This is a genomic window from Listeria floridensis FSL S10-1187 (assembly GCF_000525875.1).
Taxonomy (GTDB): Bacteria; Bacillota; Bacilli; order Lactobacillales; family Listeriaceae; genus Listeria; species Listeria floridensis.
This window is the reverse complement of record NZ_AODF01000001.1, coordinates 265797-292503: the sequence shown is the minus strand read 5'-3', so window position 1 is coordinate 292503 and position 26707 is coordinate 265797. Positions and strand designations below refer to the sequence as shown.

Genomic DNA, 26707 nt, shown 5'->3' with positions numbered 1-26707 from the left:
ATAGTAGAAACGTTAGAAAAGATTACGAGAAAGGGGATTTTTTGATGAAAAAAGGGGGGTTTTTTCTTAGCCTGCCTCGCGCTACTTCTCACACTTAGCGCTTGTTCATCAACTGATGAGCCCCAAAAAGAACTGCTTGACCAGCCGTATTCAAAAACAGAATTTTTGATGGGCACAGTTGTTACGCTCAAGGTTTATGATAAAGGGAAAGAAGATGCGATCGAAAAAGGGTTTGACCGGATTAAGGAACTAGCAGCCGCAATTACGACAAGCGATGATGGAAAATCCGAAGTGGATAAGATCAATCAAAATGCCGGCATTAAAGCGACGTCAGTCGACAAAGATGTATTCGGTCTCATTCAAGAAGGCATCAAATATAGCAAAGCCTCCGGCGGTGATTTTGACATCTCGGTCGGACCGCTCACAGATTTATGGCATATCGGCTTTCCGGATGCGCGCAAACCTGCTGATGCGGAGATCAAGCAAGTCTTGCCGCTGATTGGCTACAAGCAAGTTGAATTAAATGAAGCTGACCGCACCGTTTTTCTTCCAAAAAAAGGGATGTCGCTTGACCTCGGCGGAATTGCAAAAGGCTTTATCGCGGACGAAGTGAATCAAGTGTTTGCGAAACTTGGCGTCCGTTCAGCGATTATTGACCTTGGTGGCAATATCTTTGCTCGCGGAACGAATGCTCGGGGGAACGACTGGAAAATCGGTATCCAAAACCCGCTACTTGCCCGCGGGAAAACAGTCGGCTCACTTGAAGGAAAGAACCTTTCCGTTGTCACATCGGGTATCTACGAACGCTACCTTGAAATTGACGGCATCAAATATCACCATATCTTGAGCCCGTTTACCGGCTACCAGTTCAATAATGAAGTAGCTGGTGTTTCGATCATCTCAAAAAAATCCATTGACGGCGACGGCTTATCAACTGCCGCGTTTGCAAAAGGCGTAAAGGGCGGCTTAGCATATGTGGAACAATTCAAGGATGTCGAAGCGATCTTCGTAACAAAGGATAAAAAAATCTATCTGACTTCAGGTTTGAAAGACAATTTCAAACTGAGCGACAAGTCATTTAAACTAATCGAGTAAGAGGAGGAAGCAAGTTGTCTATCAAGGCGTTTTTGGAACTTGTGGAAATCAGAACGAAAATTGCGAGCGTGTATCCATTTATGTTTGGAACACTCTTTGTGCTTTATAAACTGCATCACCTTGAAGTAATGAATACCGTTATTTTCTTTGCATCCATGCTGATTTTTGATTTAACAACTACAGCGATTAATAACTATATGGATTACCGCAAAGCGACTGACAATCACGATTACGACTACCGTGTCAAAAGCAACGTTATCGGCCAATTTAGCATACCCGAAAAAAACGTGATCATCCTGATTTTCGCGATGTTTCTTACCGCAACAGGTCTCGGCGTGTGGCTTGTTTTCCGCACGGACTTGCTTGTACTCTTGATTGGCTTCGTTTGTTTCTGCATCGGCATTCTATATACATTCGGCCCCGTTCCGCTTTCGCGTATGCCACTTGGTGAAATCTTCTCGGGTGTTACAATGGGTTTCGGAATTTTCTTCCTTGCCGTGTATGTTAACGCGTTCGATGCTGGCATTGCCAACTTGATTTGGCGCGGCGAGTGGATCGATATCCGCTTCAACCTGCTTGAGATTATTGAAATCGGTATTGTATCGTTTCCGGGCATCTTCACGATTGCAAACATCATGCTCGCGAATAACCTATGTGACCTCGACGAAGATATACGCAACCACAGATATACACTTCCTTATTATATAGGTAGAAAGTGGGGAGTTGTGCTTTTTAACACACTGTATTATGCGTCATTTGCAGCCGTAGTTGCTGCTGTAATTTTGGGTTACTTAAATCCGGTAATGTTGCTGGCGCTCCTAGTAATTCCTATTATCTACCGCAATCTGAAGAAGTTCAATCAAGAGCAGGTCAAATCGAAAACCTTCGTCATTGCGATCAAAAACTTCGTTACGATCAATGCGACACTAGTCATCCTAATGGCAGCGAGCGTCGTTATCAGCTATTTGATTTAAAATGAAAGGGCGTGTCTTGTGTGATCGATAAATTAATATTCGGACGTTTCGTTCCGGGGGATTCTTGGATACACAAACTAGACGCCCGAACCAAACTGTTAGCTGGATTCTACTTCATTGCCATTCTTTTTCTTGCCAACAATCCGCTAACCTACGGCCTGATGATCGCTTTTACTTTAGGTGTCATTATGCTTACGGGGATAAACGTCAAGGTATTTATTAAGGGCATCCGGCCACTTCTTTGGCTCATTCTGTTTACCGTTATCATGCAGATGCTGTTCACAAGCGGTGGCACCATCTATCTTGACTTTGGGCCTTTTACGATTTCGTCCTTTGGAATTATCAATGGAATTTATGTCTTCATTCGCTTTACCCTGATCATAGTGTTGTCGACAGCGATCACACTGACGACAACGCCGATGGATCTGACAGATGCCATTGAATACCTCTTGCGGCCATTCAAGTATCTCAAAGTTCCGGTAACGGACATTGCATTAATGATATCTGTCGCGCTTCGTTTTATTCCAACGTTGATGGAAGAAACAGATAAAATTATGAAAGCGCAGCGCGCCCGCGGAATCGAATTCGGCGAAGGGAACTTGTTCGAACAGATGAAAGTCGTAGTTCCAATCTTCATTCCGCTATTCGTAAGTTCATTTAACCGGGCAGAAGACTTGGCAGATGCAATGGAAGTTCGTGGCTATAACGGTGGGGAGGGGCGAACGAAATTTAAAGTCCTGCACTGGGAATGGATTGATATTCTGGCTCTCTTTGTCTTTATCTTATTAACTGCCGCGTTAATTGTTTTGCGTGCACATTAGACTCTGGAAATTATCCAGGGTTTTTTGTTTCTTCTATATATAAAGCTTTCAAAATGAAAAAGCGCTGTCATAAAAAGAATAGAAAAGTTTTTTGAAAAAAAGCTGTTGATTCCAAGGGGTAACCCGTGTATAATAGATAAAGTGCAAATGGATAGGCACTCGTCTGCCCTTTTGTGCGAACGACCCCCGGTTACGGGTGGTTGTAGATGTGATGAAGTGGAAGGTTGCTGACACACCCGGCCGCTTTGCCATGGCGGGTACTCAGGTAATTTCCATGGAGAATGTCTATTTTAAAAATAGGCGAGAAGGAGGGAAAATAATGGCAAAACAAAAAATTCGTATTCGTTTAAAAGCTTATGATCACCGTATTTTAGATCAATCAGCTGAAAAAATCGTGGAAACTGCGAAACGTTCTGGTGCTTCTGTATCTGGTCCGATTCCACTTCCAACAGAGAAATCTGTATACACGGTTTTACGTGCGGTTCACAAATATAAAGATTCGCGCGAACAATTCGAGATGCGTACACACAAACGTTTAATCGACATCGTCAACCCAACACCACAAACTGTTGATAGCTTGATGCGTTTAGACTTGCCAAGCGGTGTAGATATCGAAATTAAACTTTAATAAAAATGAGCTACAAAAGCTCGAAAAATTAACTATTAACAGGAGGTGTGACTCATGACCAAAGGAATCTTAGGTAGAAAAGTAGGGATGACACAAGTTTTCACTGAAAACGGAGAACTTATTCCAGTTACAGTAATTGAAGCAGCGGATAACGTTGTACTTCAAAAGAAAACAGTTGAAACTGACGGCTACGAAGCAGTACAAATTGGCTTCGAAAACAAGCGTGAAGTTTTGTCAAACAAACCCGAAAAAGGTCATGTAGCAAAAGCCAATACTACTCCTAAGCGCTTCATTCGCGAATTACGCGATGTAAACTTAGACGAGTATGAGATTGGTGCAGAAATCAAAGTAGACGTATTCGCAGAAGGTGACATCGTTGACGCGACAGGCGTATCGAAAGGTAAAGGATTCCAAGGTGTAATTAAACGCCACGGACAATCTCGCGGCCCTATGGCCCACGGATCTCGTTACCATCGTCGCCCTGGTTCAATGGGTCCTGTAGCGCCTAACCGTGTTTTCAAAAATAAACTTCTTCCAGGTCGTATGGGTGGAGATCAAATCACTATCCAAAACTTGGAAATCGTAAAAGTAGACGTAGAAAAGAACTTACTTCTTATTAAAGGTAATGTTCCTGGTGCGAAAAAATCATTAGTTCAAATTAAAACTGCTGTAAAAGCAAAATAACCAATTCGGAAAGGAGGACTAACGAATGCCAAAACTAAGCTTACTTAAACAAGATGGATCACAAGCTGGCGAAATCACATTGAACGATGCTGTTTTCGGTATTGAACCAAACGAAAAAGTTGTCGTAGATGTTATTTTGAGCCAACGAGCTTCCTTACGTCAAGGAACTCATAAAGTAAAAAATCGTTCAGAAGTACGTGGTGGTGGTCGTAAACCATGGCGTCAAAAAGGTACTGGTCGTGCTCGTCAAGGATCGATCCGTTCGCCGCAATGGCGTGGTGGTGGTACTGTATTTGGACCAACTCCCCGTTCTTACGCTTACAAATTACCGAAGAAAGTTCGCCGTTTAGCGATTAAATCAATTCTATCTTCGAAAGTACTAGACGAAAACGTTGTTGTACTTGAGAACTTAGCATTTGATGCGCCAAAAACAAAAGATTTTGCAGCTTTCCTTAAAAATATCTCTGTAGATACAAAAGCTCTAATTGTAGTTGCTTCTGAAAGCGAGAATGTAGAACTATCTGCACGTAACATTCAAGGCATTACAGTTATTCCAGCTGAAAGTATCTCAGTACTAGAAGTTGCTAGTCATGATAAATTAATCATCACTAAAGCAGCTGCCCAAAAGATAGAGGAGGTGCTTGCGTAATGGATGCACGCGACATCATTAAGCGCCCAGTCGTAACCGAGGAATCTACAAGTATTCTTGATGACAAGAAATATACTTTTGAAGTAGACACTCGTGCTACAAAAACTCAAATTAAACATGCGATCGAAGAAATCTTTGAAGTAAAAGTAACGAAAGTAAATGTTATGAACTACAAAGGTAAGAAAAAACGCATGGGTCGTTACGTCGGCTATACAAACAAACGCCGTAAAGCAGTTGTTACTCTTACTGCTGATAGTAAAGAAATTCAATTCTTTGAAGTTTAAAACGAACGTTTAGAATAAAAAAATCTAACGAGGAGGGAAAAACATGGCGATTAAAAAGTACAAACCTACCACAAACGGCCGCCGTCATATGACAAGTTCTGATTTCGCTGAGATTACTACAAGTACTCCAGAAAAATCTTTGCTACGTCCTTTGAAAAAGAAAGCTGGCCGCAATAACCAAGGTAAGTTAACTGTTCGTCATCACGGCGGCGGACACAAACGCCAATACCGTGTGATCGATTTCAAACGTAATAAAGATGGCGTGCCTGGACGTGTTGCAACTATCGAATACGATCCAAACCGCTCTGCAAATATTGCGTTAATCAACTACGCTGATGGAGAAAAACGCTACATCATCGCAGCTAAAGGTCTTGAAGTAGGCCAAACAATTCATTCTGGAGCAGAAGCTGACATTAAAGTCGGAAATGCACTGGAACTTAAAGATATTCCAGTGGGTACTGTTATCCACAATATCGAGCTTAAACCTGGCAAAGGCGGACAATTAGTTCGTTCAGCTGGAACGAGTGCTCAAGTGCTTGGTAAAGAAGGAAAATACGTTCTTATCCGTCTTAACTCTGGTGAAGTTCGCATGATTCTTGCTACTTGCCGTGCTACAATCGGTCAAGTTGGTAACGAACAACATGAACTTATCAATATCGGTAAAGCCGGACGTTCACGTTGGATGGGTAAACGCCCTACAGTTCGTGGATCTGTAATGAACCCTAATGATCACCCACACGGTGGTGGTGAAGGTAAAGCACCGATCGGACGTAAATCTCCAATGTCTCCATGGGGCAAACCAACTCTTGGTTACAAAACACGTAAGAAAAACAACAACTCCGATAAATTTATCGTACGTCGTCGTAAAGGTAAATAAGATCTGGAATAAAATCACTTTAAATTTGATAGCAGGGAGTGCACGGAGGTTTGCTCCGAGCTTCCTAGCTATACGAAGGGAGGTTCCGTCATGGGTCGTAGCTTAAAGAAAGGACCTTTTGTCGATGATCATTTGATGAAGAAAGTGGAAGTTGCTAACGAAAGCGAAAAGAAACAAGTAATTAAAACTTGGTCGCGCCGTTCCACAATCTTTCCAGTATTCGTAGGTCAAACAATCGCTGTATATGATGGACGCAAACATGTTCCTGTTTACATCCAAGAAGATATGGTTGGACATAAATTAGGTGAATTTGCACCAACTCGTACTTACCGTGGACACGCGGGAGACGATAAGAAAACAAAACGATAATTCGAGAGGAGGCTATCTAAATGGCAAGTGAAATTACAAGCGCAAAAGCCGTTGCCAAAACGGTACGTATTGCTCCTCGTAAAGCGAGAATCGTTATTGATTTAATCCGAGGTAAGCAAGTCGGGGAAGCGATCGCTATCTTGAAATTTACTCCAAAAGCAGCTTCACCAATCATTGAAAAAGTATTGAAATCTGCTATGGCGAACGCTGAGCATAACTATGATTTAGACATAAATAACTTAGTGGTTTCGGAAGCATTTGTTGACGAAGGTCCAACACTTAAACGTTTCCGCCCACGTGCACAAGGTCGTGCAAGTGCTATTAACAAACGTACGAGCCACATTACTGTTGTGGTATCTGAAGTGAAGGAGGGATAACGTTGGGTCAAAAAGTACATCCAATTGGTATGCGTATCGGAGTCATTCGTGACTGGGATTCGAAATGGTACGCTGAAAAAGATTACGCTAATTTCTTGCATGAAGATTTACGCATTCGTGACTATATCGCAAAACGCTTAGCTGATGCTTCTGTTTCTCGCGTTGAGATCGAACGTGCAGCTAACCGTGTGAATATCACAATCCATACTGCAAAACCTGGTATGGTTATCGGTAAAGGTGGTTCCGAAGTCGAAGCGCTTCGTAAATCCCTAAACGAACTTACAGGCAAACGTGTTCATATCAATATCGTTGAAATCAAACGTGCTGATCTTGATGCTAAACTTGTAGCTGAAAATATTGCTAGACAACTTGAAGGACGTGTATCTTTCCGTCGCGCACAAAAACAAGCTATTCAACGTACTATGCGCGCTGGTGCGAAAGGAATCAAAACTCAAGTATCTGGTCGTCTTGGCGGAGCTGATATTGCTCGTGCTGAACATTATAGTGAAGGAACTGTACCTCTTCATACACTTCGTGCTGATATTGATTATGCATGGGAAGAAGCAGATACAACTTATGGTAAACTAGGCGTTAAAGTTTGGATCTACCGTGGTGAAGTCCTTCCAACGAAGAAAAACAATGTGGAAGGAGGAAAATAAGTATGTTAGTCCCTAAACGTGTAAAATACCGTCGTGAGTTCCGTGGAAACATGCGTGGACGTGCAAAAGGCGGCACTGAAGTTGCTTTTGGCGAATATGGTCTTCAAGCTGTTGAAGCTTCTTGGATCACGAACCGTCAAATTGAAGCTGCCCGTATCGCGATGACTCGTTACATGAAACGTGGCGGTAAAGTTTGGATTAAAATTTTCCCTCATAAATCTTACACTTCGAAACCTATTGGGGTTCGGATGGGTAAAGGTAAAGGTGCTCCGGAAGGCTGGGTAAGCCCAGTTAAACGTGGTAAAATTATGTTCGAAATCGCAGGTGTGCCTGAAGAAGTAGCGCGTGAAGCATTACGTCTTGCATCACACAAACTGCCGGTCAAAACAAAGATCGTAAAACGTGAAGAAATTGGTGGTGAAGCAAATGAAAGCTAATGATATCCGTGAACTATCCACTACCGAAATTAAAGATCAGGAAAAAGCATTGAAAGAAGAGCTTTTCAACTTGCGCTTTCAATTAGCTACAGGACAATTGGAAAATACAGCTCGTATTAAAGAAGTACGTAAATCGATCGCTCGTATGAAAACAATTGTTAAAGAAAGAGAACTTGCTTAAGACGAAATTAATAAGGAGGTTTAATACATGGCTGACCGTAATCAACGTAAAATCTATACAGGCCGCGTAGTATCCGATAAAATGGATAAAACTATCACTGTAGTTGTTGAAACATACAAAAAACATGGCTTGTATGGCAAGCGCGTGAAGTACTCGAAGAAATTCAAAGCGCATGATGAAAATAACACTGCAAAAACTGGCGATATCGTTCGTATCATGGAAACTCGCCCTCTATCTGCAACTAAACGCTTCCGTTTATTAGATGTAGTAGAAGAAGCAGTTATTATCTAAAGTTTTTATATAAGCACAAGAGTCTAGGCATTAGATATCTTGTCTGTTATTCTGGAAGGAGGGTGTCCTAATGATTCAACAAGAAAGTCGTTTAAAAGTGGCTGATAACTCTGGCGCACGTGAAGTGCTAACAATTAAAGTGCTAGGTGGATCAGGACGCAAAACTGCTAACATTGGTGATGTTATTGTATGTACTGTTAAACAAGCAACACCAGGCGGCGTTGTCAAAAAAGGCGAAGTTGTTAAAGCAGTAATCGTTCGTACTAAGAGTGGAGCACGTCGTCAAGATGGTTCTTACATCAAATTTGATGAAAATGCATGTGTCATTATCCGTGATGATAAAAGTCCTCGTGGAACACGTATTTTTGGACCTGTTGCTCGCGAACTTCGTGAAAACAACTTCATGAAGATCGTTTCTTTAGCTCCAGAAGTTCTTTAATAAACAAGTTTCAAACCAAGGAGGTGCTAAGACCAATGCATGTCAAAAAAGGTGATAAAGTACAAGTTATTACTGGTAAAGATAAAGGCAAATCCGGCAAAATTCTTGCTGCATTCCCGAAAAAAGATCGTGTAATTGTTGAAGGAATTAACATGGTGAAAAAACATACAAAACCTTCCAATATCAATCCACAAGGTGGAATCTTGAATGTTGAAGCACCAATTCACGTATCTAACGTAATGCTTATCGACCCTAAATCTGGCGAACCTACTCGTGTAGGCTACGAAGTTAAAGGCGATAAAAAAAGTACGTGTAGCAAAAAAATCCGGTGAAGTCATCGATAAATAATGAAAGTAATTGAGGAAGGAGGCAACATTACATGAATCGCCTTAAAGATCGCTATCTTAAGGAAATTGTTCCTAGTATGATGAGCAAGTTTAACTATTCTTCCGTAATGGAAGTACCAAAAATTGAAAAAATCGTAATCAACACTGGTGTTGGTGACGCAGTAGCAAACGCTAAAGTTTTGGACAGTGCTGTTGAAGAATTAGCTTTAATCACTGGTCAAAAACCTGTTATCACAAAAGCAAAAAATTCGATCGCTGGATTCCGTCTTCGTGAAGGAATGCCAATCGGTGCGAAAGTAACGCTTCGTGGTGAGCGTATGTATGATTTCTTAGACAAATTAATTACTGTTTCACTTCCACGTGTTCGTGACTTCCGTGGAGTATCGAAAAAAGCTTTCGACGGCCGCGGCAACTACACGTTGGGTGTGAGAGAACAATTGATTTTCCCTGAAATTGATTATGATAAAGTATCAAAAGTTCGTGGTATGGACGTAGTTATCGTTACAACTGCAAACACTGATGAAGAATCCCGTGAGTTGTTAACTCAAGTTGGAATGCCATTTCAAAAATAATCAATAATTAAAGTAGGGAGGCGAAAACGTGGCTAAAAAATCAATGATTGCTAAACAAAAACGCGAACCTAAATTCGCAGTTCAAGGCTATACTCGTTGTGAACGTTGTGGTCGTCCACATTCCGTTATTCGCAAATTTAAATTATGCCGTATTTGTTTCCGTGAACTTGCCTATAAAGGTCAAATTCCTGGCGTTAAAAAAGCAAGCTGGTAAGAATCAGATAGAAGGAAGGAGGATAATAACACATGGTGATGACAGATCCAATTGCAGATTTTCTAACTCGCATCCGTAATGCGAACATGGTGAAACATGACAAATTAGAATTGCCTGCATCGAAAATCAAAAAAGAAATCGCTGAAATCTTGAAACGTGAAGGTTTTATCCGCGACGTTGAGTATATCGAAGATGAAAAACAAGGAACAATCCGTGTTTTCTTGAAATACAGCCCGTCTGGCGAACGTGTAATTACTGGTCTTAAACGTATTAGTAAGCCTGGACTTCGCGTTTACGCTAAATCGAATGAGGTGCCTAAAGTGCTTAACGGCCTTGGTATCGCAATCGTGTCAACTTCTCAAGGTGTCTTAACGGACAAAGAAGCTCGCGCTAAACAAGTGGGCGGAGAAGTACTAGCTTACGTTTGGTAAAATTTATTCATAAGGAGGTGCGATAGATGTCCCGTATCGGTAAAAAGCCTATTACGATTCCAGCTGGTGTAACAGTTACACTTGACGGAACGAAGGCAACAGTTAAAGGTCCTAAAGGTGAACTTGTAAGAGAGTTTAACCCAGACATTAAAATTGAAATCGAAGGAAGCGAAATCAACATTTCGCGTCCAACTGATAATAAAAATCACCGTGCTCTTCATGGTACGACTCGTGCAGTCCTAAATAACATGATTGTAGGTGTCTCTGAAGGTTACGAAAAATCACTTGAATTAGTCGGTGTCGGTTACCGTGCTCAAAAACAAGGTTCAAAACTTGTTCTTAACGTAGGGTATTCCCATCCAGTAGAATTCGAAGCACCAAAAGGTGTTGAAATTGAAGTTCCTGCGAATACGAAAGTAATCGTTAAAGGATTCAATAAAGAACATGTTGGTGAACTAGCTGCAAACATTCGCGCTGTACGTCCACCTGAACCGTATAAAGGTAAAGGTATCCGTTATGAAGGCGAATATGTACGCCGTAAAGAAGGTAAAACTGGTAAATAATGCCGCGTAAGCGATAAGAGAAGAGGTGAGTCGTGTGATTACTAAAATCGACAAAAATAAAGTTCGTAAAAAAAAGACATGCTCGTGTTCGCTCTAAAATTACTGGAACAGAAAGCCGTCCGCGTTTGAACGTTTTCCGTTCTAACAAAAACATCTACGCTCAATTAATTGATGACGTAAATGGCGTAACACTTGTTAATGCATCGAATTTAGATAAAGACTTTGGTTCTGCTGAATCGAAAGTTGACGCTGCTAGCAAAGTTGGCGAATTAGTTGCTAAACGTGCTTCTGAAAAAGGAATTTCTGCAGTTGTTTTTGACCGCGGAGGATACTTGTATCATGGTCGCGTAAAAGCTCTAGCTGAAGCAGCTCGTGAAAACGGACTAGAATTCTAATAAGAAGGAGGGAAAACTTAGATGGCTGAAATTATTGATGGAAACAAATTAGATTTAGAAGAACGCGTTGTTACGATTAACCGTGTTGCTAAAGTTGTAAAAGGTGGACGTCGCTTCCGTTTCACAGCACTTGTTGTTGTCGGCGATAAGAATGGTCACGTTGGCTTTGGTACTGGTAAAGCACAAGAAGTTCCAGACGCGATTCGTAAAGCAGTTGAAGATGCGAAGAAAAACATGGTTTTCGTACCAACAGTTGGAACAACTCTTCCACACACAGTTGTAGGTCGTTTCGGCGGCGGAGAAATCTTGCTTAAACCTGCTAGCGCCGGTTCTGGGGTAACTGCTGGTGGTCCAGTACGTGCCGTACTTGAGCTTGCTGGAGTTGCTGATGTATCTTCAAAATCGCTTGGATCTAACACACCAATCAATATGGTTCGCGCTACAATTGATGGAATCAAACAACTTAAAAAAGCTGAGGATGTTGCAAAACTTCGCGGCAAGACAGTTGAAGAATTGTTAGGATAAGGAGGGAATTATCATTATGGCTAAATTAGAAATCACTCTAAAACGTAGCTTAATCGGTCGTCCCGAAACACAACGCAAAACTGTTAAGGCTTTAGGCCTTGGAAAAACAAATTCCGTTGTTGTTAAAGAAGATAATCCTGCAATTCGTGGGATGGTTAACAAAGTTAGTCATCTTCTGGACGTAAAAGAAGTTTAAGCGAAATTATTTTTAAAAGAAATGAACTAGAAATAGGAGGAGGTGCTTGACATGAAACTACACGAACTTAAACCTGCTGAAGGATCTCGTAAAGAGCGTAATCGTGTTGGTCGTGGTACAGGCTCTGGTAACGGAAAAACTTCCGGCCGTGGACACAAAGGGCAAAAAGCTCGTTCAGGCGGTGGAGTACGTTTAGGCTTCGAGGGTGGACAACTTCCACTTTTCCGTCGTATACCTAAACGCGGATTTACAAACATCAACCGTAAAGAATTTGCAATCGTAAATTTGGATGTTTTAAATCGTTTTGAAGACGGTACAGAAGTAACACCTGAATTGTTAATCGAAACAGGTGTTGTGCGTAATGCTAAATCTGGTATTAAAATCCTTTCGAATGGATCTATTGAGAAAAAACTTACAGTGAAAGCAAATAAATTTTCTACTGCTGCTAAGGAAGCAATCGAGGCTGCTGGTGGAAAAGCTGAGGTGATCTAATGTTTCAGACGTTAGCGAACTTCTTTCGGGTAAAAGATATCCGGAATAAAATTTTCTTCACTCTTGCAATGCTCATCATTTTCCGTATCGGAACATTCATACCTGTGCCTGGGGTGAATGCAGCAGCATTACAACAAACAATGGAAGGCGGCATTTTTGGCTTCTTGAATACGTTCAACGGTGGAGCTCTTAAGAACTTCTCTGTACTAGCCATGGGTGTTATGCCTTACATCACCGCATCCATCATCGTGCAGCTTTTGCAAATGGATGTTGTTCCAAAACTTACTGAGTGGGCTAAACAAGGTGAGATGGGACGTAAAAAATTAAACCAATTAACTCGTTATTTGACGATTATCCTAGGTCTTATCGAAGCTTTCGGTATGGCTTACGGCTTTAACCAACTTTCTGGATCTACACTAATTTTCAATGCTTCTGTTACTCAGTACATCATCGTTGCGATTGTACTTACAACAGGAACAATGTTTTTAATGTGGTTAGGGGAGCAAATTACAGTTAAAGGTGTTGGAAATGGTATCTCGATCATCATCTTCGCTGGTATCGTAGCGCGTATCCCTGATGGTATCCGCCAAGTATACGTACAGCAAATTGAAGATTCGGGCGATCAGCTTTTCCTACACATCTTAGTTCTTGCTGGAATTGCACTAGCTGCGCTTTTAATTATTGTCGTAGTTATCTACTTCCAACAAGCATTGCGTAAAATTCCGATTCAGTATTCGAAGCGTGTTGCCGGTAATAAACAAGCTGGTGCGCAAGCAACTCACTTGCCGCTTAAACTCAACTCGGCTGGGGTTATTCCAGTAATCTTTGCGAGTGCATTCATCATTACACCGCAAACGATTTTGACATTCTTTAATAACGACAATGGTGTTGTTTCGGTACTAAAAAACGTATTTGATTATACAAAACCAATCGGAATGGTCTTGTATGTAGCTCTAATCATCGCATTCACTTATTTCTATGCTTTCATCCAAGTAAATCCAGAAAAAGTTGCGGATAACTTGAAGAAGCAAGGTGGATATATTCCTAGTAAACGTCCTGGAAGAGAGACGCAAGCTTATCTGACTTCGGTCCTTTATCGCTTAACCTTTGTAGGTGCGATCTTCCTTTCAGCAGTTGCCATCATCCCGACAATTGGAACTACGGCATTTGACTTGCCACAGACACTTGCAATTGGCGGTACGAGTCTTCTAATCGTAATCGGTGTAGCACTTGATACGACGAAACAGCTCGAAGGACAACTTGTTAAACGGAATTATCGAGGATTCATCAAATAACACGCAGGCACTTGCTTAGGTTTTCCTAGCAGGGCGCCTTGCGGGTATACGAGGAGCGAATCAATTGAAACTAGTATTAATGGGACTGCCTGGTGCTGGTAAAGGTACTCAAGCTGAGAAAATAGTTGAAAAATATCATATTCCGCACATCTCAACAGGGGACATGTTTCGCCAAGCGATGAAAGACGAAACAGAACTGGGGCTTAAAGCTAAATCCTTTATGGATAAAGGCGACCTAGTTCCTGATGAAGTGACAAATGGTATTGTTCGCGAGCGTTTAGCTCAAGACGATGCAAAAAATGGTTTCCTTCTAGACGGATTTCCAAGAACAGTCGCTCAGGCTGAAGAACTCCAAAATATCTTAAGTGATTTTGGAACAGAACTGGATGCCGTTATTAATATTAATGTTGAAAAAGAAGTCCTGATGAAGCGTCTTACAGGAAGATGGATTTGTCCAACTTGTGGCCGCACTTATCATGAAATCTACAATCCGCCTAAAGTGGTAGGGAAATGCGATTTCGATGGAACAGAACTCTATCAACGTGAAGATGACAAGAAAGAAACTGTTGAAAATCGTTTGAACGTTAACTTAAAACAAACACAGCCTCTGCTTGATTTCTATACAGAGACAGGTAAACTTCATAATGTTAACGGCGAACAGGATATTGATAAAGTTTTTCTTGATGTCGATCAAATTTTGGCTTCTTTTAAAGGAGAATAAGCTAAACACACGCCAAAAATTTAAACGTGCAAATTAATTTGATTTGTAGTATAATGGATAATTGGCAGTGGAGTATAGCATCTGAGCAAATCATGATGAACGAGAGAACCATTTGAAGATCATCCGAAACTTATGCCTAAATCGAACTTTAGTCTTCGTACTCAAGTTCTCTGGATTACGGATTTCACTTTTCAGGTTGTCTAAAGAACGATCGGCTTTCGAGTAAAAGGAAGCAGATCTCTTTTCACGTTTTTTCATGTAATCACGTTTTTACACTGATTAAATAAGTAACCAAGTGGTCTAGTAACCGAGAAGGAGGTAGCGAACATATGGCTAAAGAAGATGTAATTGAAGTAGAAGGCGTTGTACAAGAAACTCTACCCAATGCGATGTTCAATGTTGAACTCGAAAATGGACACAAAGTGCTTGCCACTGTTTCAGGTAAAATTCGTATGCACTACATCCGTATTTTGCCTGGTGATAAGGTAACCGTAGAGCTTTCCCCGTATGATCTGACTCGTGGTAGAATCACTTATCGTTTTAAATAATTTGCACTCCGAAATTGAATTTATATACCGGTCTGGTTCGCCAGCTTAGTAATTATCGGTTTATAGAGACATTTTCTCTAGTAAACAAGGAGGTATATGGAATGAAAGTAAGACCATCTGTTAAACCTATGTGCGAAAAATGTAAAGTTATTCGTCGTAAAGGTAAAGTTATGGTAATTTGTGAAAATCCTAAACATAAACAAAAACAAGGTTAATCTATAAAACAAGGAGGTGCTTGATTAGATGGCACGTATTGCTGGTGTGGACGTTCCACGTGAAAAACGTATCGTTATCTCGCTGACATACATCTTTGGTATTGGGAAACAAACAGCTATTCAAATTTTGAAAGAAGCGGGCGTTTCTGAAGATGTACGCACAAGAGATCTAAGTGAAGAAGAATTAGGTAAAATCCGTGAAATCGTAGACCGCATTAAAGTTGAAGGGGATCTTCGTCGTGAAGTGAACTTAAACATTAAACGTCTAATCGAAATCGGTTCTTATCGTGGTATGCGTCACCGTCGTGGACTTCCTGTACGCGGACAAAATACGAAAAACAATGCGCGTACTCGCAAAGGTCCTTCTAAGACTGTCGCAGGTAAGAAGAAATAAACGAATAGTAAAGGAGGTAATTAGTGAATGGCACGTAAAACAAATACACGTAAACGTCGTGTGAAAAAGAATATCGAAAGCGGTATTGCACACATTCGTTCTACATTTAATAATACAATTGTAACGATTACTGATACACATGGTAATGCTTTATCTTGGTCAAGTGCTGGAGCTCTAGGATTTAAAGGTTCTCGTAAATCTACTCCTTTCGCAGCGCAAATGGCAGCAGAAACTTCTGCAAAAGCAGCTATGGAACATGGTCTTAAAACTCTTGAAGTAACAGTTAAAGGTCCTGGTGCAGGTCGTGAAGCAGCAATCCGTGCTCTTCAAGCTGCAGGTCTTGAAGTTACTGCAATTAAAGATGTTACTCCAGTTCCTCACAATGGATGTCGTCCTCCAAAACGTCGCCGTGTATAAGTAGTCGTCTTCTTACGCAATTCTTAAAACACCGATGTTTTGAAACAAGATGAGGTTCGACTAAGTTTCTGAAATAAGACGTTTTGAAGGAGGGTATATTTGAATGATCGAAATTGAAAAGCCAAAAATCGAGACGATTGAGATCAGCGATGATGCCAAATATGGAAAGTTTGTTGTAGAACCACTTGAGCGTGGATATGGTACAACTTTGGGTAACTCCTTACGTCGTATTCTATTATCTTCACTTCCAGGCGCTGCTGTAACTTCCATTCAAATTGATGGAGCTTTGCATGAGTTTTCTGTAATTGAAGGTGTAGTTGAAGATGTGACAACCATAATTTTGAATATCAAAAAACTTGCTCTTAAAGTTTATTCTGATGAAGAAAAAACATTGGAAATTGATATACAAGGACCTGGTGTTGTAACAGCTGGAGATATTAATTACGATAGTGATGTCGAAATCTTAAATCCAGATCTTCATATTGCAACATTGAGTGAAAATGCGAAATTTCATGTTCGCCTAAATGCTGCTCGAGGCCGCGGGTATACGCCGGCTGATCAAAATAAACGTGAAAGCATGCCTATTGGTGTTCTTCCAATAGATTCTATTTTCTCGCCTGTTATTCGTGTGAATTATCAAGTGGAAAATACACGTGTTGGTCAATCTACAAATTATGATAAGCTTACTTTTGATGTTCTAACTGACGGAAGCATTAGTCCAGAAGAAGCAGTGTCGTTAGGCGCTAAAATTCTTTCTGAGCACTTAAGTATTTTCGTTAACTTAACAGATGAAGCACAAAAAGCTGAAATCATGATTGAAAAAGAAGAAAGCCATAAAGAGAAAAGTACTTGAAATGACGATTGAAGAACTCGACTTATCTGTCCGTTCTTATAACTGTCTGAAACGTGCTGGAATCAATACAGTTCAAGAACTTGCTGACAAATCTGAAGATGACATGATGAAAGTGCGTAACTTGGGTCGTAAATCTTTAGAAGAAGTGAAAGTAAAACTTGCTGATCTTGGCTTAAGTCTTCGCAACGAAAACTGATTAGAAATGTAAGGAGGGAATTCCATGGGTTACAGAAAATTAGGTCGTACAAGCTCACAACGTAAAGCTTTACTACGTGACCTTGCAACAGATTTAATCGTTCATGAACGTATCGAAACAACGGAAGCACGCGCGAAAGAAGTTCGCAAAGTTGTTGACCGTCTTATCACTTCTGGTAAAAAAGGTGACTTGCATGCTCGTCGTAAAGCAGCATCATTCATCCGCCACGAAGTAGCAGAAGTCAAACAAGTTGACGGTGCTAACGGTAAGAAAAACCAAGCAGTTTATGCTTTGCAAAAATTATTTGATGATGTAGCTCCTCGTTACGCTGAGCGCCAAGGTGGATACACTCGTATCTACAAAAAAGGTCCTCGTCGTGGTGACGGTGCACCAATGGTTATCATTGAATTAGTTAAATAAGAACTGATATTTAAAGCAAGTGGAGTGTCATGATAAGCGAGTAATTCCTTGTCTTGTCTAGCTCTGTGTGTTCCCCGAGATTAGTATCTTGGGGAGCGCAGGCTTTTTTTTCGTTTTCGATTCGCTCAAAGTTTTTCTTACAAGCTTTGAGTTTTTCTATTTTAAAAAGAGCGCTAAGCTATTTTCAGCTTAGCGCTCTTTTTTTATTCCATTCGTTCAAGCGTTACATGCGGACGTGTTTGAACAAAGTGAAACAAGTTCTTTTCCTCTTGGATCGACTTCGATTTGATTTGCATCGTCACCTGATAGGCTTCCACATCACCAAATGGCTCTCGCTTCGTCTCATATGTTGAAATCAGGTAGTCGTGTTCGTGCAGGTAATTCGTAATATTCACTAAATTTTTTCGGTCACTCGTTGAATAAATCAAAAGCACAGTATGGTAACCAACCGATTTTGTGAATAAACTGAGCGCCTCAAGACCGATTAGCGTAAGAACCGTTGCGCCAACACCAAGTGAGTAAAGCCCTGCTCCAGTTGCGAGACCAATACCTGATGTTGCCCAAAGTCCAGCAGCCGTTGTGAGGCCACGGACAAATTGCTTTTGAATAATAATCGTTCCGGCGCCGATAAAACCAATTCCGCTGACCACCTGAGCGGCAACACGACTTGGGTCAAAGGATACATTATCATGTCCCGTAACGCCGAAAAAACCATATTGAGACACAATCATAATCAGAGCGCTGCCAAGCGAAACAAGAAAGTGTGTCCTGAAGCCAGCTTCTTTGGCTCGAAGTTCCCGGTCGAGCCCGATGATACCACCTAAAATTCCTGCGACAGATAAGCGTAATAAAAATTCAAGCCACATAAAATCACTCCTTATCATACACATTCTCCTCCTTTTTTCAGAAAATAACAAGCTTTGCGCAGGAAGTTGCTTTATACTATAATGAAAAGAGTGTAACCGAAAGAAATGAGGTGCAGATTTTGTCTGAGGATTTTGTACGCTTAGAGCACGTTTTTTATAAATATGATGGAGAAGAAAATTTTGCAGTAGATGACGTTACTTTTTCGGTAAAGAAAGGCGAATGGTTAGCTCTCGTCGGCCATAACGGTTCTGGCAAATCGACACTCGCTAAACTGCTTAACGGTCTGCTTTTCCCAGAGAAAGGTCTAATTAAAATCGGTCATTTTGTACTCGGCGAAAAAACGATTTGGGATATTCGTAAACAAGTTGGAATGGTTTTTCAAAATCCTGATAACCAATTTGTCGGGGCAACCGTTCAAGATGATGTTGCCTTCGGACTGGAAAATCATGGCGTCCCGCACGACGATATGGTTGAGCGTGTCGAGAGTGCACTTCGTGAAGTTGGTATGAGCGATTATACCTTACATGAGCCGGCGCGGCTTTCAGGAGGACAGAAGCAGCGTGTTGCGATCGCCGGCGTCTTAGCTCTGCGTCCGGATGTGATTATCTTGGATGAAGCGACTTCGATGCTTGACCCGCGCGGACGGGCGGAAGTGATGGCGACCATTCGGAATTTGCGCGAACGCGAGGACATAACCGTTATCTCGATCACACACGACCTCGATGAAGTGATTTATGCGGATCGCGTCATTGTGATGAACAAGGGCAAGCTGCTGCGCGAAGGGGCGCCGGAGGAGATTTTCGAGCGGCCGGAGGAGATGAAGCAAATCGGGCTCGGGGTGCCGTTTATTGTAGAGTTGGAAGAGCGTTTGAAAAAACAAGGGATCTCGATTGAGAAGCCGATTCTGTCGGAAGGAGCGTTATTAGAACTGTTATGGCAATTAAACTCGAACAATTAGGATATTGTTATCAAAAGAATAGTCCATTTGAAAAGCGAGCCCTGCAAGATGTGACAGTCGCGTTTGAAGATGGCAGCTATACGGCTATTATCGGGCATACTGGTTCCGGCAAGTCGACTTTGTTGCAGCATCTAAATGCGCTTTTGCTACCGACAGAAGGTCGTATCACAATTTTTGATCGGGAAATTTTGGCTGGCGAGAAGCAAAAAAAATTGAAGGACATTCGCAAACGCGTTGGCATTGTATTTCAATTTCCAGAAGCACAACTATTTGAAGAAACCGTGCTGAAGGATATTTGTTTCGGCCCACTTAACTTTGGCGTTTCTAAAGAAGAAGCCGAACAGCGTGCGCGAGAAGTGATCCTTGAAGTGGGACTTTCCGAGTCGATTTTGGAGCGCTCGCCATTTGAACTTTCAGGCGGTCAAATGCGCCGTGTGGCCATTGCAGGTGTGCTTGCGATGGAACCGGAAGTGCTCGTTCTGGATGAGCCTACTGCGGGACTAGATCCAAGTGGCCGCACAGAAATCATGGATATGTTTTATGAACTGCATCAGCGTAAAGGTCTGACAACCATCCTTGTGACCCATAGCATGGAAGATGCGGCGCGTTACGCAGAAAAAATTGTGTTGATGAAAGGCGGAACCGTTGACCAAGTCGGGCATCCCCGTGACATATTTGCGGAAGCAGAGAAACTGTCAGAACTGGGGCTGCTTGTACCAGAAGTGGTTCGGTTTCAACACGATTTTGAGAAAAAATTCAATGTGGCGTTTCAAAAGACGTGCTTGAATATGGAAGAGCTGCTTGAAGAAATGGCACGCTTTCTTCCGCGAGGCGGGTCGGCCTCATGATGGATAAAATGATTCTGGGACGTTATATTCCAGGCGATTCATGGTTCCATGCGATTGATCCGCGTGCAAAAATTACAGCGGTCATGTTTTTTATCGTGATTGTTTTTCTGGCGAATAATTGGCTTACTTACTTGCTCATGTTTGCCTATGTTTTATATTTAGTATTCAGTTCAAAAGTTCCTTTTTTTGTTTTTTCATAAAAGGGCTTCGGCCGATCATGTTTTTGATTTTATTAACGCTGTTTTTGCAAGTGTTTTTTACACAAGGCGGAGATACGCTACTCGCGCTTGGACCGGTTAAAATTACGACGCTTGGCCTTTTAAACGGGGTGAAGATGTTCTGCCGCTTCGTTTTGATTGTCTTTATGACGACGCTTTTAACGCTAACGACGAGTCCGATCGAACTGACGGATGGACTTGAGAAAATTTTGGCGCCATTTCGAGTGGTGCGTTTGCCGGTTCATGAACTGGCGCTTATGCTCAGTATTTCGCTGCGCTTCATTCCGACTTTAATGGATGAAACCGAGAAAATCTTGAAGGCCCAGAAAGCCCGTGGCGTGGACTTTACGAGTGGGAAGCTATCGGAGCGGATTAAAGCGATTGTTCCGCTCCTAATTCCACTGTTCATCAGCGCCTTCAAGCGCGCCGAAGACTTGGCGATTGCAATGGAAGCTCGGGGTTACCGCGGCGGGAGAGGTCGAACAAAATTTCGCCTCCTCAACTGGCGGTGGAGCGACACGTGGTTGCTTGTTTCACTAGCAGTGCTAACCATTTTATTGTACGTATTTAGAACTTGAGGAGGGGTGGCGCGATGACACGATATAAGGCGGTTGTGGCATATGATGGCAGCGGTTTTTCCGGCTATCAAGTGCAGCCTGGGAAGCGCACGGTTCAGCGTGAAATTGAAGCCGCTCTTAAGAAAATTCATAAAGGTAACGTGGTGCGGATTACGGCATCGGGACGGACGGACGCGGGTGTTCACGCGAAAGGACAAGTGATTCACTTTGATTCTCCGTTTGCGATCCCGCCGGATGCGTTTCGGATGGCGCTTGAGACGCGGACGCCACGCGATATTAGTTTTAGGTCGGTTGAAGCTGTTGCGGATGATTTTCATGCGCGCTTTGATACGACGGGAAAAGAATACCAATATGTGATTAAGCGTTCTGAGTTGTTTGACCCGTTTATGCGTCATTTTGCTTGGCATTATCCGTATCCGCTCGATCTTTTGAAGATGGAGGAAGCGAGCCGAGTTCTGATTGGCGAACATGATTTCACATCGTTTTGCAGAACGAAGACGGAGCAGGAAAATAAAGTGCGGACGATTTACGCTATTTCGATTGAGCAACCAGCCGAGGATATCTTAACGTTAACGTATCGGGGCAATGGGTTTTTGTATAATATGGTGCGGATACTTACTGGGGCTTTGCTTGATTCCGGACAAGGCAGGTTAACCCCGCAAGGATTGAAAGAAGCGCTTGATGCGAAAAATCGGGAAGCGTTAAGGAGTAAAACGGCGCCTCCGGAAGGACTTTACTTGATGAACGTGTTTTATGATGAATTCGGAAAATAGCGTATCTGGAAAGCGGAGTGAAATTTGTTTCCCTGTCCGACTTTTTTCAGAGAATCCATTGACTTTTAAGCGTAGAACTTGTATTATGGACTATGGTATTGTTTACCCCACAATAAGCCCCGGAAGGTTGTTGTGTTGAAAAAACAATAGTAAGAATTAAGATGTTTCGGAACAAGGAACGGTTCCGGGCGCAATTTTCAATTTATTAGGAGGGTAACTCATGCGTACAACTTATATGGCGAAACCAGGCGAAGTAGAACGTAAATGGTATGTGATCGACGCTACTGACGTTTCTCTAGGTCGTCTTTCGAGCGAAGTTGCTTCAATTCTTCGCGGAAAAACTAAACCACAATTTACTCCACATGTTGATACTGGAGACTTTGTAATCGTAATTAATGCTGGTAAGGTAGGACTTACTGGTAAAAAAGCAACGGACAAAATCTATTACCGTCACTCGCAATATCCAGGCGGTTTGAAATCTCGTACAGCAGGCGACTTGCGTACAAACAATCCTGAGAGATTAATCGAGCTTTCTGTAAAAGGAATGCTTCCAAAGAATACTCTTGGACGTCAACAATTTAAAAAATTACACGTATATGCAGGCGATGTGCATGAACATGCAGCACAAAAACCAGAAGTATACGAACTACGCGGTTAATTATTAAAGGAGGGAAATGAAAGTGGCAGAAGTACAATATTACGGAACTGGTCGTCGTAAAAGCTCAGTAGCACGTGTACGTTTAGTACCCGGCGACGGCAAAGTTGTTATCAATAATCGTGACTGGGAAGATTACATCCCATTCGCAGCACTACGTGAAGTCATCAAGCAACCGCTTGTTGCAACAGAAACTCTAGGAAGTTACGATGTATTAGTAAACGTACACGGTGGTGGATACACTGGCCAAGCTGGCGCAATCCGTCACGGCGTGGCACGTGCACTTCTACAAGTAGCACCTGAATACCGCCCAGCTCTTAAATCAGCTGGACTTCTTACTCGTGATTCTCGTATGAAAGAACGTAAGAAATACGGTCTTAAAGGCGCTCGTCGTGCTCCTCAGTTCTCGAAACGTTAATATCGAATTTTTAAACCCGCTCCCGGAAGGGAGCGGGTTTTTGTTTTTTTAGAGTGTGTCCGGTTGTAAAAGTGTTTCTAGTGTTCCGGTTTCTCTTTTTTTTGGAACTTAATAGTTGTTGTAAACTAAGTATTTAGACCCAAGCACATAGCCAACAGGTGTCACTTTACCAGATAGAGGCGCGCCATATGTATTTCTTAACATAGGTGGAGTAATAGATCCAGACATGCCAGTAACGTTAACACGTTGAGTGGGTGTACCATGAGAAAGTTCCGCGATACTCCATGATCCTTTAAATCCTGTTCCTCTATAAGGTGGGTTCATAGTAATCTTCCAATTTAATCGTTTAGGTTTTGTTGATACCCAAATGTTTAAGGTGCCTATACGGCTGAGCGCTCTAGTTCTTGGGTTTTGTTCTTTCGTAATAGCGATTTCCTGAGTATAAACTTTGGATGAGTCATTCGATGGAACTTGCTTTGCAGATGAAATAGTGGGAGATAAAATCTGAAATACGCTGAATAAAACAATAAAGCTGCAAAAATTTAATCTTTTCATGTGTCTTCTCCTCCTTGTGTTTTTCTTAACATTTATTGTACAATGAATGTTAAGAAGTTTGCAAATATTTTTATAAAGGCGGTTAGACAAATGAAATTTGCAAGTCTAAAGAAAAATAGCAAAGAACTAAAAGAAAAATATTTATTTACAGATGAATTATTTCAAATTTATTTCCAACTTAATTACCAAGAATTACAAGAGTTAGAGGATACGAATGACGTTCGCTATCAAAGAGCGATTCAGACAAGTGTTTTTCTTACAGAACCATTTCGAGATTTAAACACAAATCAAAGATTGAAAGAGCTAATAGAAACTCTTCGAAGTATTGGAAAGTTCCCATTAAATGTCCTCGCTGCATATGCAAAGATCGATGAAAATGAGCTCAGAGATTACTGTGAGGGAAAGTCAGATTTAACCGATAAACAAAAATTTGATGCTTGTAGTCGGTTGTCCTTACTGGATAGATTTGCTATAAAAGGTCCTCTTGGATAAGGATATGTTTAAACTATTTTGTAGTCTATCATGGAAGGAACGTGATAATAAGACACACGCAATGAAAACTCAGCGGGAAAATCTTTCTACTGAGTCGGACTGTTGAAATATACACAATACAATGGTACGTTTACCATATTGAAATCTTACAACGAGGAGATGACATCATGAAAAAAATTATCATTTGTAGCTTGCTCACACTCTTTATTTTCAGTCTTTTCTGTGAGTTTGCAGAACCAGCTTTTGCATATACTAGGTTAGGCTATGTGATGAAAAAAATGGATGCTAAAAATTTCAAGATTTTTATTAATCCAAGTGCCAAAGTATATAAGCCTTAAATCATAAACGGAGCAAAAGCGTGGAACGTTTCTCCATATACTAAAACGATAAGTATTGGTGAAGATGGAATAAATCCAAGTTTTATTGTCAGCAGTTCAAATGTAGATAAAGGAGCCATTGTTGCGACATGTTCGCCTTGGGTGTTCAGTGGGACAAATGTTATTGCTAAAAATGTAGTAACTACATATAAAGCCTATAAATCTCTTTCTATTCTTAATAAGACAGAAACCATTATTCATGAATTTGGTCATGGCTTTGGATTGGGGCATGTTAAAACCAAAAATGCAATCATGTTAGATGTGGGTTTTATCAATAAACTAAGACCACAAGCAAATGATTTAAACGGCATCAAAGAATTATACAAATGAGGTGAGAAAAGTGAGAAGAAGATGGATAGAAATTTTATTATTAGTAACTGCAATTTTCATACTCACGGCTTGTGGGAACGAGGAAAATAAAGCGGAGAACAAATTTGCCAAGGGTGAACGTGAGGATCAAGTTAGACGGGTTCTCTCTTTTTCGGGGAAATATCAAAAGCTTGCGCAAAGTGTGCGAGAACTTGACGAAGGTTCTCCAATTATTGTAGTCGGGACGAAGGAAAGTGAAAAACAAACGATTAAGCGGGAAACGAAGGGAAGTAATGTGCCAACTGATTTTTATACGATGGGAAATGTAAAAATCAAGAAGGTTGATAAGGATACAACGAAGAAGGTGGTTACTGGACAAACCATTCAAGTTTTGGAAGATAGTGTGACGAATGTTGAGATGGATGGAGAAAGCGTGGATATTACAATTGATGGCTATAAGAAAATGGAACAAGGAAAGGACTATATTTTGTTTCTTAGAAAAAGTACTTCGGGGGATAATTATGTGCTCACCAATGCTATTTTGAGTAAGTATCCAAAGCGAAATGTAACAACACGTAGCCGTTTTTTGAATGACAATAGTGCGGAGAACTCGGAGCTAAAAGAACGATATAATCAATTTTATAATGAAGTGCGAATGAAGTATTGAATAGGAGAAATTAGTATGGATTCCGGTAAATCAGTCCACCTTGAAAAAAACACAATGATAAACCATACGTAATAAAAACTCAAGCGGGCAAGTTTGCTCGCTTGAGTTTCATTTGTTAGTTAAATTTTCGGTGGGATATAGGTACGTTCATTTGTTAGGTTCCCCGTATTTACTGTTGTGCTTGGCTCAATCAGGATGGCGTAAACTTCATCCTCGGCTACAGGCTGATGCTCGATGCCTTTTGGAATAACAAGCGCCTCGCCTTCGCTAAGATGGACATCTTGGTCGCGAAATTTGATCGTGAGCTTACCTTTTACGACGATAAACATTTCATCTTCATGTTCGTGAGAATGCCAAACAAATTCACCTTCAAGCTTTACAACTTTTACGTGTGTATCATTGATTTCACCAACGATTTTAGGTTGCCAAGGTTCTGAAAAGGAAGCAAATTTTTCTGAGAAACTAATTTTTTTCAGCATAAATCATCCTCTTTTCTTGTTAGGGTTGCTTCAAGTATTGCAAACTTGAAAAGCAATGTCATTTGATTTGCTTATTGCTTCATTTCTTCACCAAATACCGCAACCACACCGCGCCGCTGCTATTTGTTTCGGCACCTTGAAGCTCGAATGCGACAGGCGCGTCGCCGGATAGGCCGGCTTTCGTCTCGAACAAGGATGGGGATTCGGCCGCACCATCAGCGGCTGGAGAGATCACGACGCTCACTTCGTCGCATAAGCCTTGCTCGATGAACGACCAGTTGAGGACGCCGCCCCCGCCAAGCATCACAAGTTGGAGATTGAACAAGTCTCGCAGTTTTTCTAGCGCAAGTCCCGCGTCTAGTGAACTTTTTCCTGCTAAAACATACGAAATTTGTTTTTCTCGAAGAAACGCCTTGTATGCGTTGGACGCTCGATCGGTCAAAACCTCGACTACATGCGCCTCGGTGTCGCGATACGTAAGCGTGTTCGTTTCCCAGCCAAGCTTTCCGGACGGATCAATCGAAATGTAGTATTTAGTATGTCTTGTCGGAACAATGAAGTCGCCATCCGGAACTTGCGGCGGATTTTTGGGTAAATTCGGTTTTTTATAATGTGTGAAATTATCATCGGTCGTGGTGCGCCCAGAAAGCCAACCTTGGTGTTTATAGTGCGCGTTTGTGCCAAATGCCAGCTCGTAAAACCAATCGCTGCCGGCGCGCCCTTCCGGTGTTTCCATGTAGTTGCCAATGATTTTTCCATCAAGTGAGGTTTGCATGTGGCAGAAAATATACGGTCGTGTCATGTTATTCGCTCCTTTTTCAAAATGAGTATCTTACTTTAAGTTTAGTGTATAGTTTCGAGTTGACTCTAAGTCAAGTTTGGATACGGATGTGGTTGTGGTTGAAATTCGGCTATTAGCAAAAATGGTGGCGGAAACAAGTATCGCATCCGGAT

39 protein-coding genes and 6 pseudogenes are annotated in these 26707 nt (G+C 41.5%); 41 read left to right on the top strand and 4 right to left on the bottom strand.

All coding sequences use genetic code 11. The features are described 5' to 3' along the window. Positions 1-48 precede the first annotated feature (48 nt). The 32 genes and pseudogenes from MFLO_RS01580 to rplQ all read left to right on the top strand — a co-directional run. Positions 49-1095 (top strand): annotated as a pseudogene (locus MFLO_RS01580) (FAD:protein FMN transferase); the annotation flags it as partial. Between the two features lie 14 nt (positions 1096-1109). Then, positions 1110-2069, top strand: coding sequence for a 1,4-dihydroxy-2-naphthoate polyprenyltransferase (gene menA, locus MFLO_RS01575; RefSeq protein ID WP_036095880.1), 960 nt, complete (start codon positions 1110-1112; stop codon positions 2067-2069). 20 nt (positions 2070-2089) lie between these two features. Next, positions 2090-2890 carry an FAD export ECF transporter transmembrane subunit FmnA gene (fmnA, locus tag MFLO_RS01570; protein ID WP_036095878.1) on the top strand — a complete coding sequence of 267 codons (801 nt, stop codon included), beginning with the start codon at positions 2090-2092 and terminating at the stop codon, positions 2888-2890. Positions 2891-3209: 319 nt separating this feature from the next. Continuing rightward, positions 3210-3518: a 30S ribosomal protein S10 gene (rpsJ, locus tag MFLO_RS01565; RefSeq protein WP_007474836.1), complete on the top strand. Its 309-nt coding sequence runs from the start codon at positions 3210-3212 to the stop codon at positions 3516-3518. A gap of 54 nt (positions 3519-3572) precedes the next feature. After that, the gene (rplC, locus tag MFLO_RS01560) at positions 3573-4202 is read left to right on the top strand and encodes a 50S ribosomal protein L3 (protein ID WP_036095873.1); all 630 of its coding nucleotides are present in this window, start codon (positions 3573-3575) and stop codon (positions 4200-4202) included. A gap of 25 nt (positions 4203-4227) precedes the next feature. Next, positions 4228-4851: a 50S ribosomal protein L4 gene (gene rplD / locus MFLO_RS01555; protein ID WP_036095871.1), complete on the top strand. Its 624-nt coding sequence runs from the start codon at positions 4228-4230 to the stop codon at positions 4849-4851. Then, complete coding sequence (gene rplW / locus MFLO_RS01550) at positions 4851-5135, top strand: 50S ribosomal protein L23 (protein WP_036095869.1); 285 nt, start codon at positions 4851-4853, stop codon at positions 5133-5135. The genes rplD and rplW overlap by 1 nt, the downstream gene beginning before the upstream one ends. Before the next feature lie 43 nt (positions 5136-5178). Then, a complete protein-coding gene (gene rplB, locus MFLO_RS01545; protein WP_036095867.1) occupies positions 5179-6012 on the top strand; it encodes a 50S ribosomal protein L2 in 834 nt (277 codons plus the stop codon). 90 nt (positions 6013-6102) lie between these two features. Continuing rightward, positions 6103-6381, top strand: coding sequence for a 30S ribosomal protein S19 (gene rpsS / locus MFLO_RS01540; protein WP_036095866.1), 279 nt, complete (start codon positions 6103-6105; stop codon positions 6379-6381). A gap of 20 nt (positions 6382-6401) precedes the next feature. Continuing rightward, on the top strand, positions 6402-6758 hold the full coding sequence (rplV, locus tag MFLO_RS01535; protein ID WP_036095864.1) for a 50S ribosomal protein L22: 357 nt from the start codon (positions 6402-6404) through the stop codon (positions 6756-6758). A 2-nt stretch (positions 6759-6760) separates the two neighbouring features. Further along, a complete protein-coding gene (rpsC, locus tag MFLO_RS01530) occupies positions 6761-7417 on the top strand; it encodes a 30S ribosomal protein S3 (RefSeq protein ID WP_036095862.1) in 657 nt (218 codons plus the stop codon). A gap of 2 nt (positions 7418-7419) precedes the next feature. Continuing rightward, positions 7420-7854 carry a 50S ribosomal protein L16 gene (gene rplP, locus MFLO_RS01525; RefSeq protein WP_007474821.1) on the top strand — a complete coding sequence of 145 codons (435 nt, stop codon included), beginning with the start codon at positions 7420-7422 and terminating at the stop codon, positions 7852-7854. After that, positions 7844-8035, top strand: coding sequence for a 50S ribosomal protein L29 (rpmC, locus tag MFLO_RS01520; RefSeq protein WP_036095857.1), 192 nt, complete (start codon positions 7844-7846; stop codon positions 8033-8035). Before rplP ends, rpmC begins: the two co-directional genes overlap by 11 nt. Positions 8036-8062: 27 nt before the next feature. Next, on the top strand, positions 8063-8326 hold the full coding sequence (gene rpsQ / locus MFLO_RS01515) for a 30S ribosomal protein S17 (RefSeq protein WP_036095854.1): 264 nt from the start codon (positions 8063-8065) through the stop codon (positions 8324-8326). Between the two features lie 70 nt (positions 8327-8396). Next, complete coding sequence (gene rplN / locus MFLO_RS01510; RefSeq protein ID WP_036095852.1) at positions 8397-8765, top strand: 50S ribosomal protein L14; 369 nt, start codon at positions 8397-8399, stop codon at positions 8763-8765. Positions 8766-8800: 35 nt separating this feature from the next. Next, positions 8801-9113: pseudogene (gene rplX / locus MFLO_RS01505) on the top strand (50S ribosomal protein L24). Between the two features lie 31 nt (positions 9114-9144). Beyond that, positions 9145-9684: a 50S ribosomal protein L5 gene (gene rplE, locus MFLO_RS01500; protein WP_036095851.1), complete on the top strand. Its 540-nt coding sequence runs from the start codon at positions 9145-9147 to the stop codon at positions 9682-9684. A gap of 28 nt (positions 9685-9712) precedes the next feature. Beyond that, a complete protein-coding gene (locus MFLO_RS01495; RefSeq protein WP_036072865.1) occupies positions 9713-9898 on the top strand; it encodes a type Z 30S ribosomal protein S14 in 186 nt (61 codons plus the stop codon). Positions 9899-9930: 32 nt separating this feature from the next. After that, positions 9931-10329: a 30S ribosomal protein S8 gene (gene rpsH / locus MFLO_RS01490; RefSeq protein ID WP_036072868.1), complete on the top strand. Its 399-nt coding sequence runs from the start codon at positions 9931-9933 to the stop codon at positions 10327-10329. 26 nt (positions 10330-10355) lie between these two features. Further along, positions 10356-10892: a 50S ribosomal protein L6 gene (rplF, locus tag MFLO_RS01485; protein WP_036095847.1), complete on the top strand. Its 537-nt coding sequence runs from the start codon at positions 10356-10358 to the stop codon at positions 10890-10892. 34 nt (positions 10893-10926) lie between these two features. Continuing rightward, positions 10927-11287: pseudogene (gene rplR / locus MFLO_RS01480) on the top strand (50S ribosomal protein L18). A gap of 21 nt (positions 11288-11308) precedes the next feature. Continuing rightward, positions 11309-11812: a 30S ribosomal protein S5 gene (gene rpsE / locus MFLO_RS01475; protein ID WP_036095843.1), complete on the top strand. Its 504-nt coding sequence runs from the start codon at positions 11309-11311 to the stop codon at positions 11810-11812. 16 nt (positions 11813-11828) lie between these two features. Further along, a complete protein-coding gene (rpmD, locus tag MFLO_RS01470; protein ID WP_036095841.1) occupies positions 11829-12008 on the top strand; it encodes a 50S ribosomal protein L30 in 180 nt (59 codons plus the stop codon). A 51-nt stretch (positions 12009-12059) separates the two neighbouring features. Continuing rightward, positions 12060-12500 carry a 50S ribosomal protein L15 gene (rplO, locus tag MFLO_RS01465; protein WP_036095840.1) on the top strand — a complete coding sequence of 147 codons (441 nt, stop codon included), beginning with the start codon at positions 12060-12062 and terminating at the stop codon, positions 12498-12500. Beyond that, on the top strand, positions 12500-13795 hold the full coding sequence (secY, locus tag MFLO_RS01460) for a preprotein translocase subunit SecY (protein WP_036095838.1): 1296 nt from the start codon (positions 12500-12502) through the stop codon (positions 13793-13795). Before rplO ends, secY begins: the two co-directional genes overlap by 1 nt. A 64-nt stretch (positions 13796-13859) precedes the next feature. Continuing rightward, positions 13860-14516, top strand: a complete 657-nt coding sequence (locus MFLO_RS01455; RefSeq protein ID WP_036095837.1) for an adenylate kinase — start codon at positions 13860-13862, stop codon at positions 14514-14516. Between the two features lie 329 nt (positions 14517-14845). Next, positions 14846-15064: a translation initiation factor IF-1 gene (gene infA / locus MFLO_RS01450; RefSeq protein WP_003720929.1), complete on the top strand. Its 219-nt coding sequence runs from the start codon at positions 14846-14848 to the stop codon at positions 15062-15064. A 101-nt stretch (positions 15065-15165) separates the two neighbouring features. Beyond that, positions 15166-15279, top strand: a complete 114-nt coding sequence (gene rpmJ / locus MFLO_RS01445; RefSeq protein ID WP_003720928.1) for a 50S ribosomal protein L36 — start codon at positions 15166-15168, stop codon at positions 15277-15279. Positions 15280-15307: 28 nt separating this feature from the next. Next, the gene (gene rpsM, locus MFLO_RS01440) at positions 15308-15673 is read left to right on the top strand and encodes a 30S ribosomal protein S13 (RefSeq protein WP_036095833.1); all 366 of its coding nucleotides are present in this window, start codon (positions 15308-15310) and stop codon (positions 15671-15673) included. 27 nt (positions 15674-15700) lie between these two features. Then, positions 15701-16090 carry a 30S ribosomal protein S11 gene (gene rpsK / locus MFLO_RS01435; protein WP_036095830.1) on the top strand — a complete coding sequence of 130 codons (390 nt, stop codon included), beginning with the start codon at positions 15701-15703 and terminating at the stop codon, positions 16088-16090. A 103-nt stretch (positions 16091-16193) separates the two neighbouring features. Continuing rightward, positions 16194-17139: pseudogene (locus tag MFLO_RS01430) on the top strand (DNA-directed RNA polymerase subunit alpha). A gap of 24 nt (positions 17140-17163) precedes the next feature. Then, complete coding sequence (gene rplQ, locus MFLO_RS01425) at positions 17164-17559, top strand: 50S ribosomal protein L17 (RefSeq protein WP_036095827.1); 396 nt, start codon at positions 17164-17166, stop codon at positions 17557-17559. 203 nt (positions 17560-17762) lie between these two features. Here rplQ and MFLO_RS01420 read toward each other — a convergent pair whose 3' ends face one another. Next, positions 17763-18425 carry an MgtC/SapB family protein gene (locus tag MFLO_RS01420; RefSeq protein WP_036095825.1) on the bottom strand — a complete coding sequence of 221 codons (663 nt, stop codon included), beginning with the start codon at positions 18423-18425 and terminating at the stop codon, positions 17763-17765. A gap of 119 nt (positions 18426-18544) precedes the next feature. Between MFLO_RS01420 and MFLO_RS01415 the strand changes: the two genes are divergently transcribed. The 6 genes and pseudogenes from MFLO_RS01415 to rpsI all read left to right on the top strand — a co-directional run bounded on the left by MFLO_RS01415 (position 18545) and on the right by rpsI (position 22874). Beyond that, entirely contained in the window at positions 18545-19384 is an 840-nt protein-coding gene (locus tag MFLO_RS01415) for an energy-coupling factor ABC transporter ATP-binding protein (RefSeq protein WP_036095821.1), read from the top strand. Then, the gene (locus tag MFLO_RS01410) at positions 19360-20232 is read left to right on the top strand and encodes an energy-coupling factor ABC transporter ATP-binding protein (protein WP_036095820.1); all 873 of its coding nucleotides are present in this window, start codon (positions 19360-19362) and stop codon (positions 20230-20232) included. Before MFLO_RS01415 ends, MFLO_RS01410 begins: the two co-directional genes overlap by 25 nt. Further along, positions 20229-21028, top strand: a pseudogene (locus tag MFLO_RS01405) (energy-coupling factor transporter transmembrane component T family protein). The gene MFLO_RS01410 and the pseudogene MFLO_RS01405 overlap by 4 nt, the downstream one beginning before the upstream one ends. Positions 21029-21042: 14 nt before the next feature. After that, positions 21043-21801 carry a tRNA pseudouridine(38-40) synthase TruA gene (gene truA, locus MFLO_RS01400; protein WP_036095819.1) on the top strand — a complete coding sequence of 253 codons (759 nt, stop codon included), beginning with the start codon at positions 21043-21045 and terminating at the stop codon, positions 21799-21801. A 220-nt stretch (positions 21802-22021) separates the two neighbouring features. Further along, entirely contained in the window at positions 22022-22459 is a 438-nt protein-coding gene (gene rplM / locus MFLO_RS01395) for a 50S ribosomal protein L13 (RefSeq protein WP_036095817.1), read from the top strand. A gap of 22 nt (positions 22460-22481) precedes the next feature. Next, positions 22482-22874: a 30S ribosomal protein S9 gene (gene rpsI / locus MFLO_RS01390; RefSeq protein ID WP_036095816.1), complete on the top strand. Its 393-nt coding sequence runs from the start codon at positions 22482-22484 to the stop codon at positions 22872-22874. A gap of 108 nt (positions 22875-22982) precedes the next feature. Here the strand turns inward: rpsI and MFLO_RS01385 are convergent, their stop codons facing one another. Beyond that, positions 22983-23429: a hypothetical protein gene (locus MFLO_RS01385; protein ID WP_036095814.1), complete on the bottom strand. Its 447-nt coding sequence runs from the start codon at positions 23427-23429 to the stop codon at positions 22983-22985. Between the two features lie 90 nt (positions 23430-23519). Here MFLO_RS01385 and MFLO_RS01380 point away from each other — a divergent pair, with 90 nt between their 5' ends. The 3 genes and pseudogenes from MFLO_RS01380 to MFLO_RS01370 all read left to right on the top strand — a co-directional run bounded on the left by MFLO_RS01380 (position 23520) and on the right by MFLO_RS01370 (position 25274). After that, positions 23520-23921 (top strand): HTH domain-containing protein, encoded by a 402-nt coding sequence (locus MFLO_RS01380; RefSeq protein WP_036095813.1) that lies wholly within the window; start codon positions 23520-23522, stop codon positions 23919-23921. Positions 23922-24085: 164 nt separating this feature from the next. Next, a pseudogene (locus tag MFLO_RS01375) lies at positions 24086-24628 on the top strand (matrixin family metalloprotease). A 10-nt stretch (positions 24629-24638) separates the two neighbouring features. Continuing rightward, positions 24639-25274 carry a hypothetical protein gene (locus tag MFLO_RS01370; protein WP_036095812.1) on the top strand — a complete coding sequence of 212 codons (636 nt, stop codon included), beginning with the start codon at positions 24639-24641 and terminating at the stop codon, positions 25272-25274. A gap of 119 nt (positions 25275-25393) precedes the next feature. Here the strand turns inward: MFLO_RS01370 and MFLO_RS01365 are convergent, their stop codons facing one another. Together MFLO_RS01365 and MFLO_RS01360 are read right to left on the bottom strand one after the other, a co-directional pair. After that, the gene (locus MFLO_RS01365) at positions 25394-25753 is read right to left on the bottom strand and encodes a cupin domain-containing protein (protein ID WP_173400568.1); all 360 of its coding nucleotides are present in this window, start codon (positions 25751-25753) and stop codon (positions 25394-25396) included. A 79-nt stretch (positions 25754-25832) separates the two neighbouring features. Then, the gene (locus MFLO_RS01360; protein ID WP_036095811.1) at positions 25833-26555 is read right to left on the bottom strand and encodes a RibD family protein; all 723 of its coding nucleotides are present in this window, start codon (positions 26553-26555) and stop codon (positions 25833-25835) included. Positions 26556-26707 lie beyond the last annotated feature (152 nt).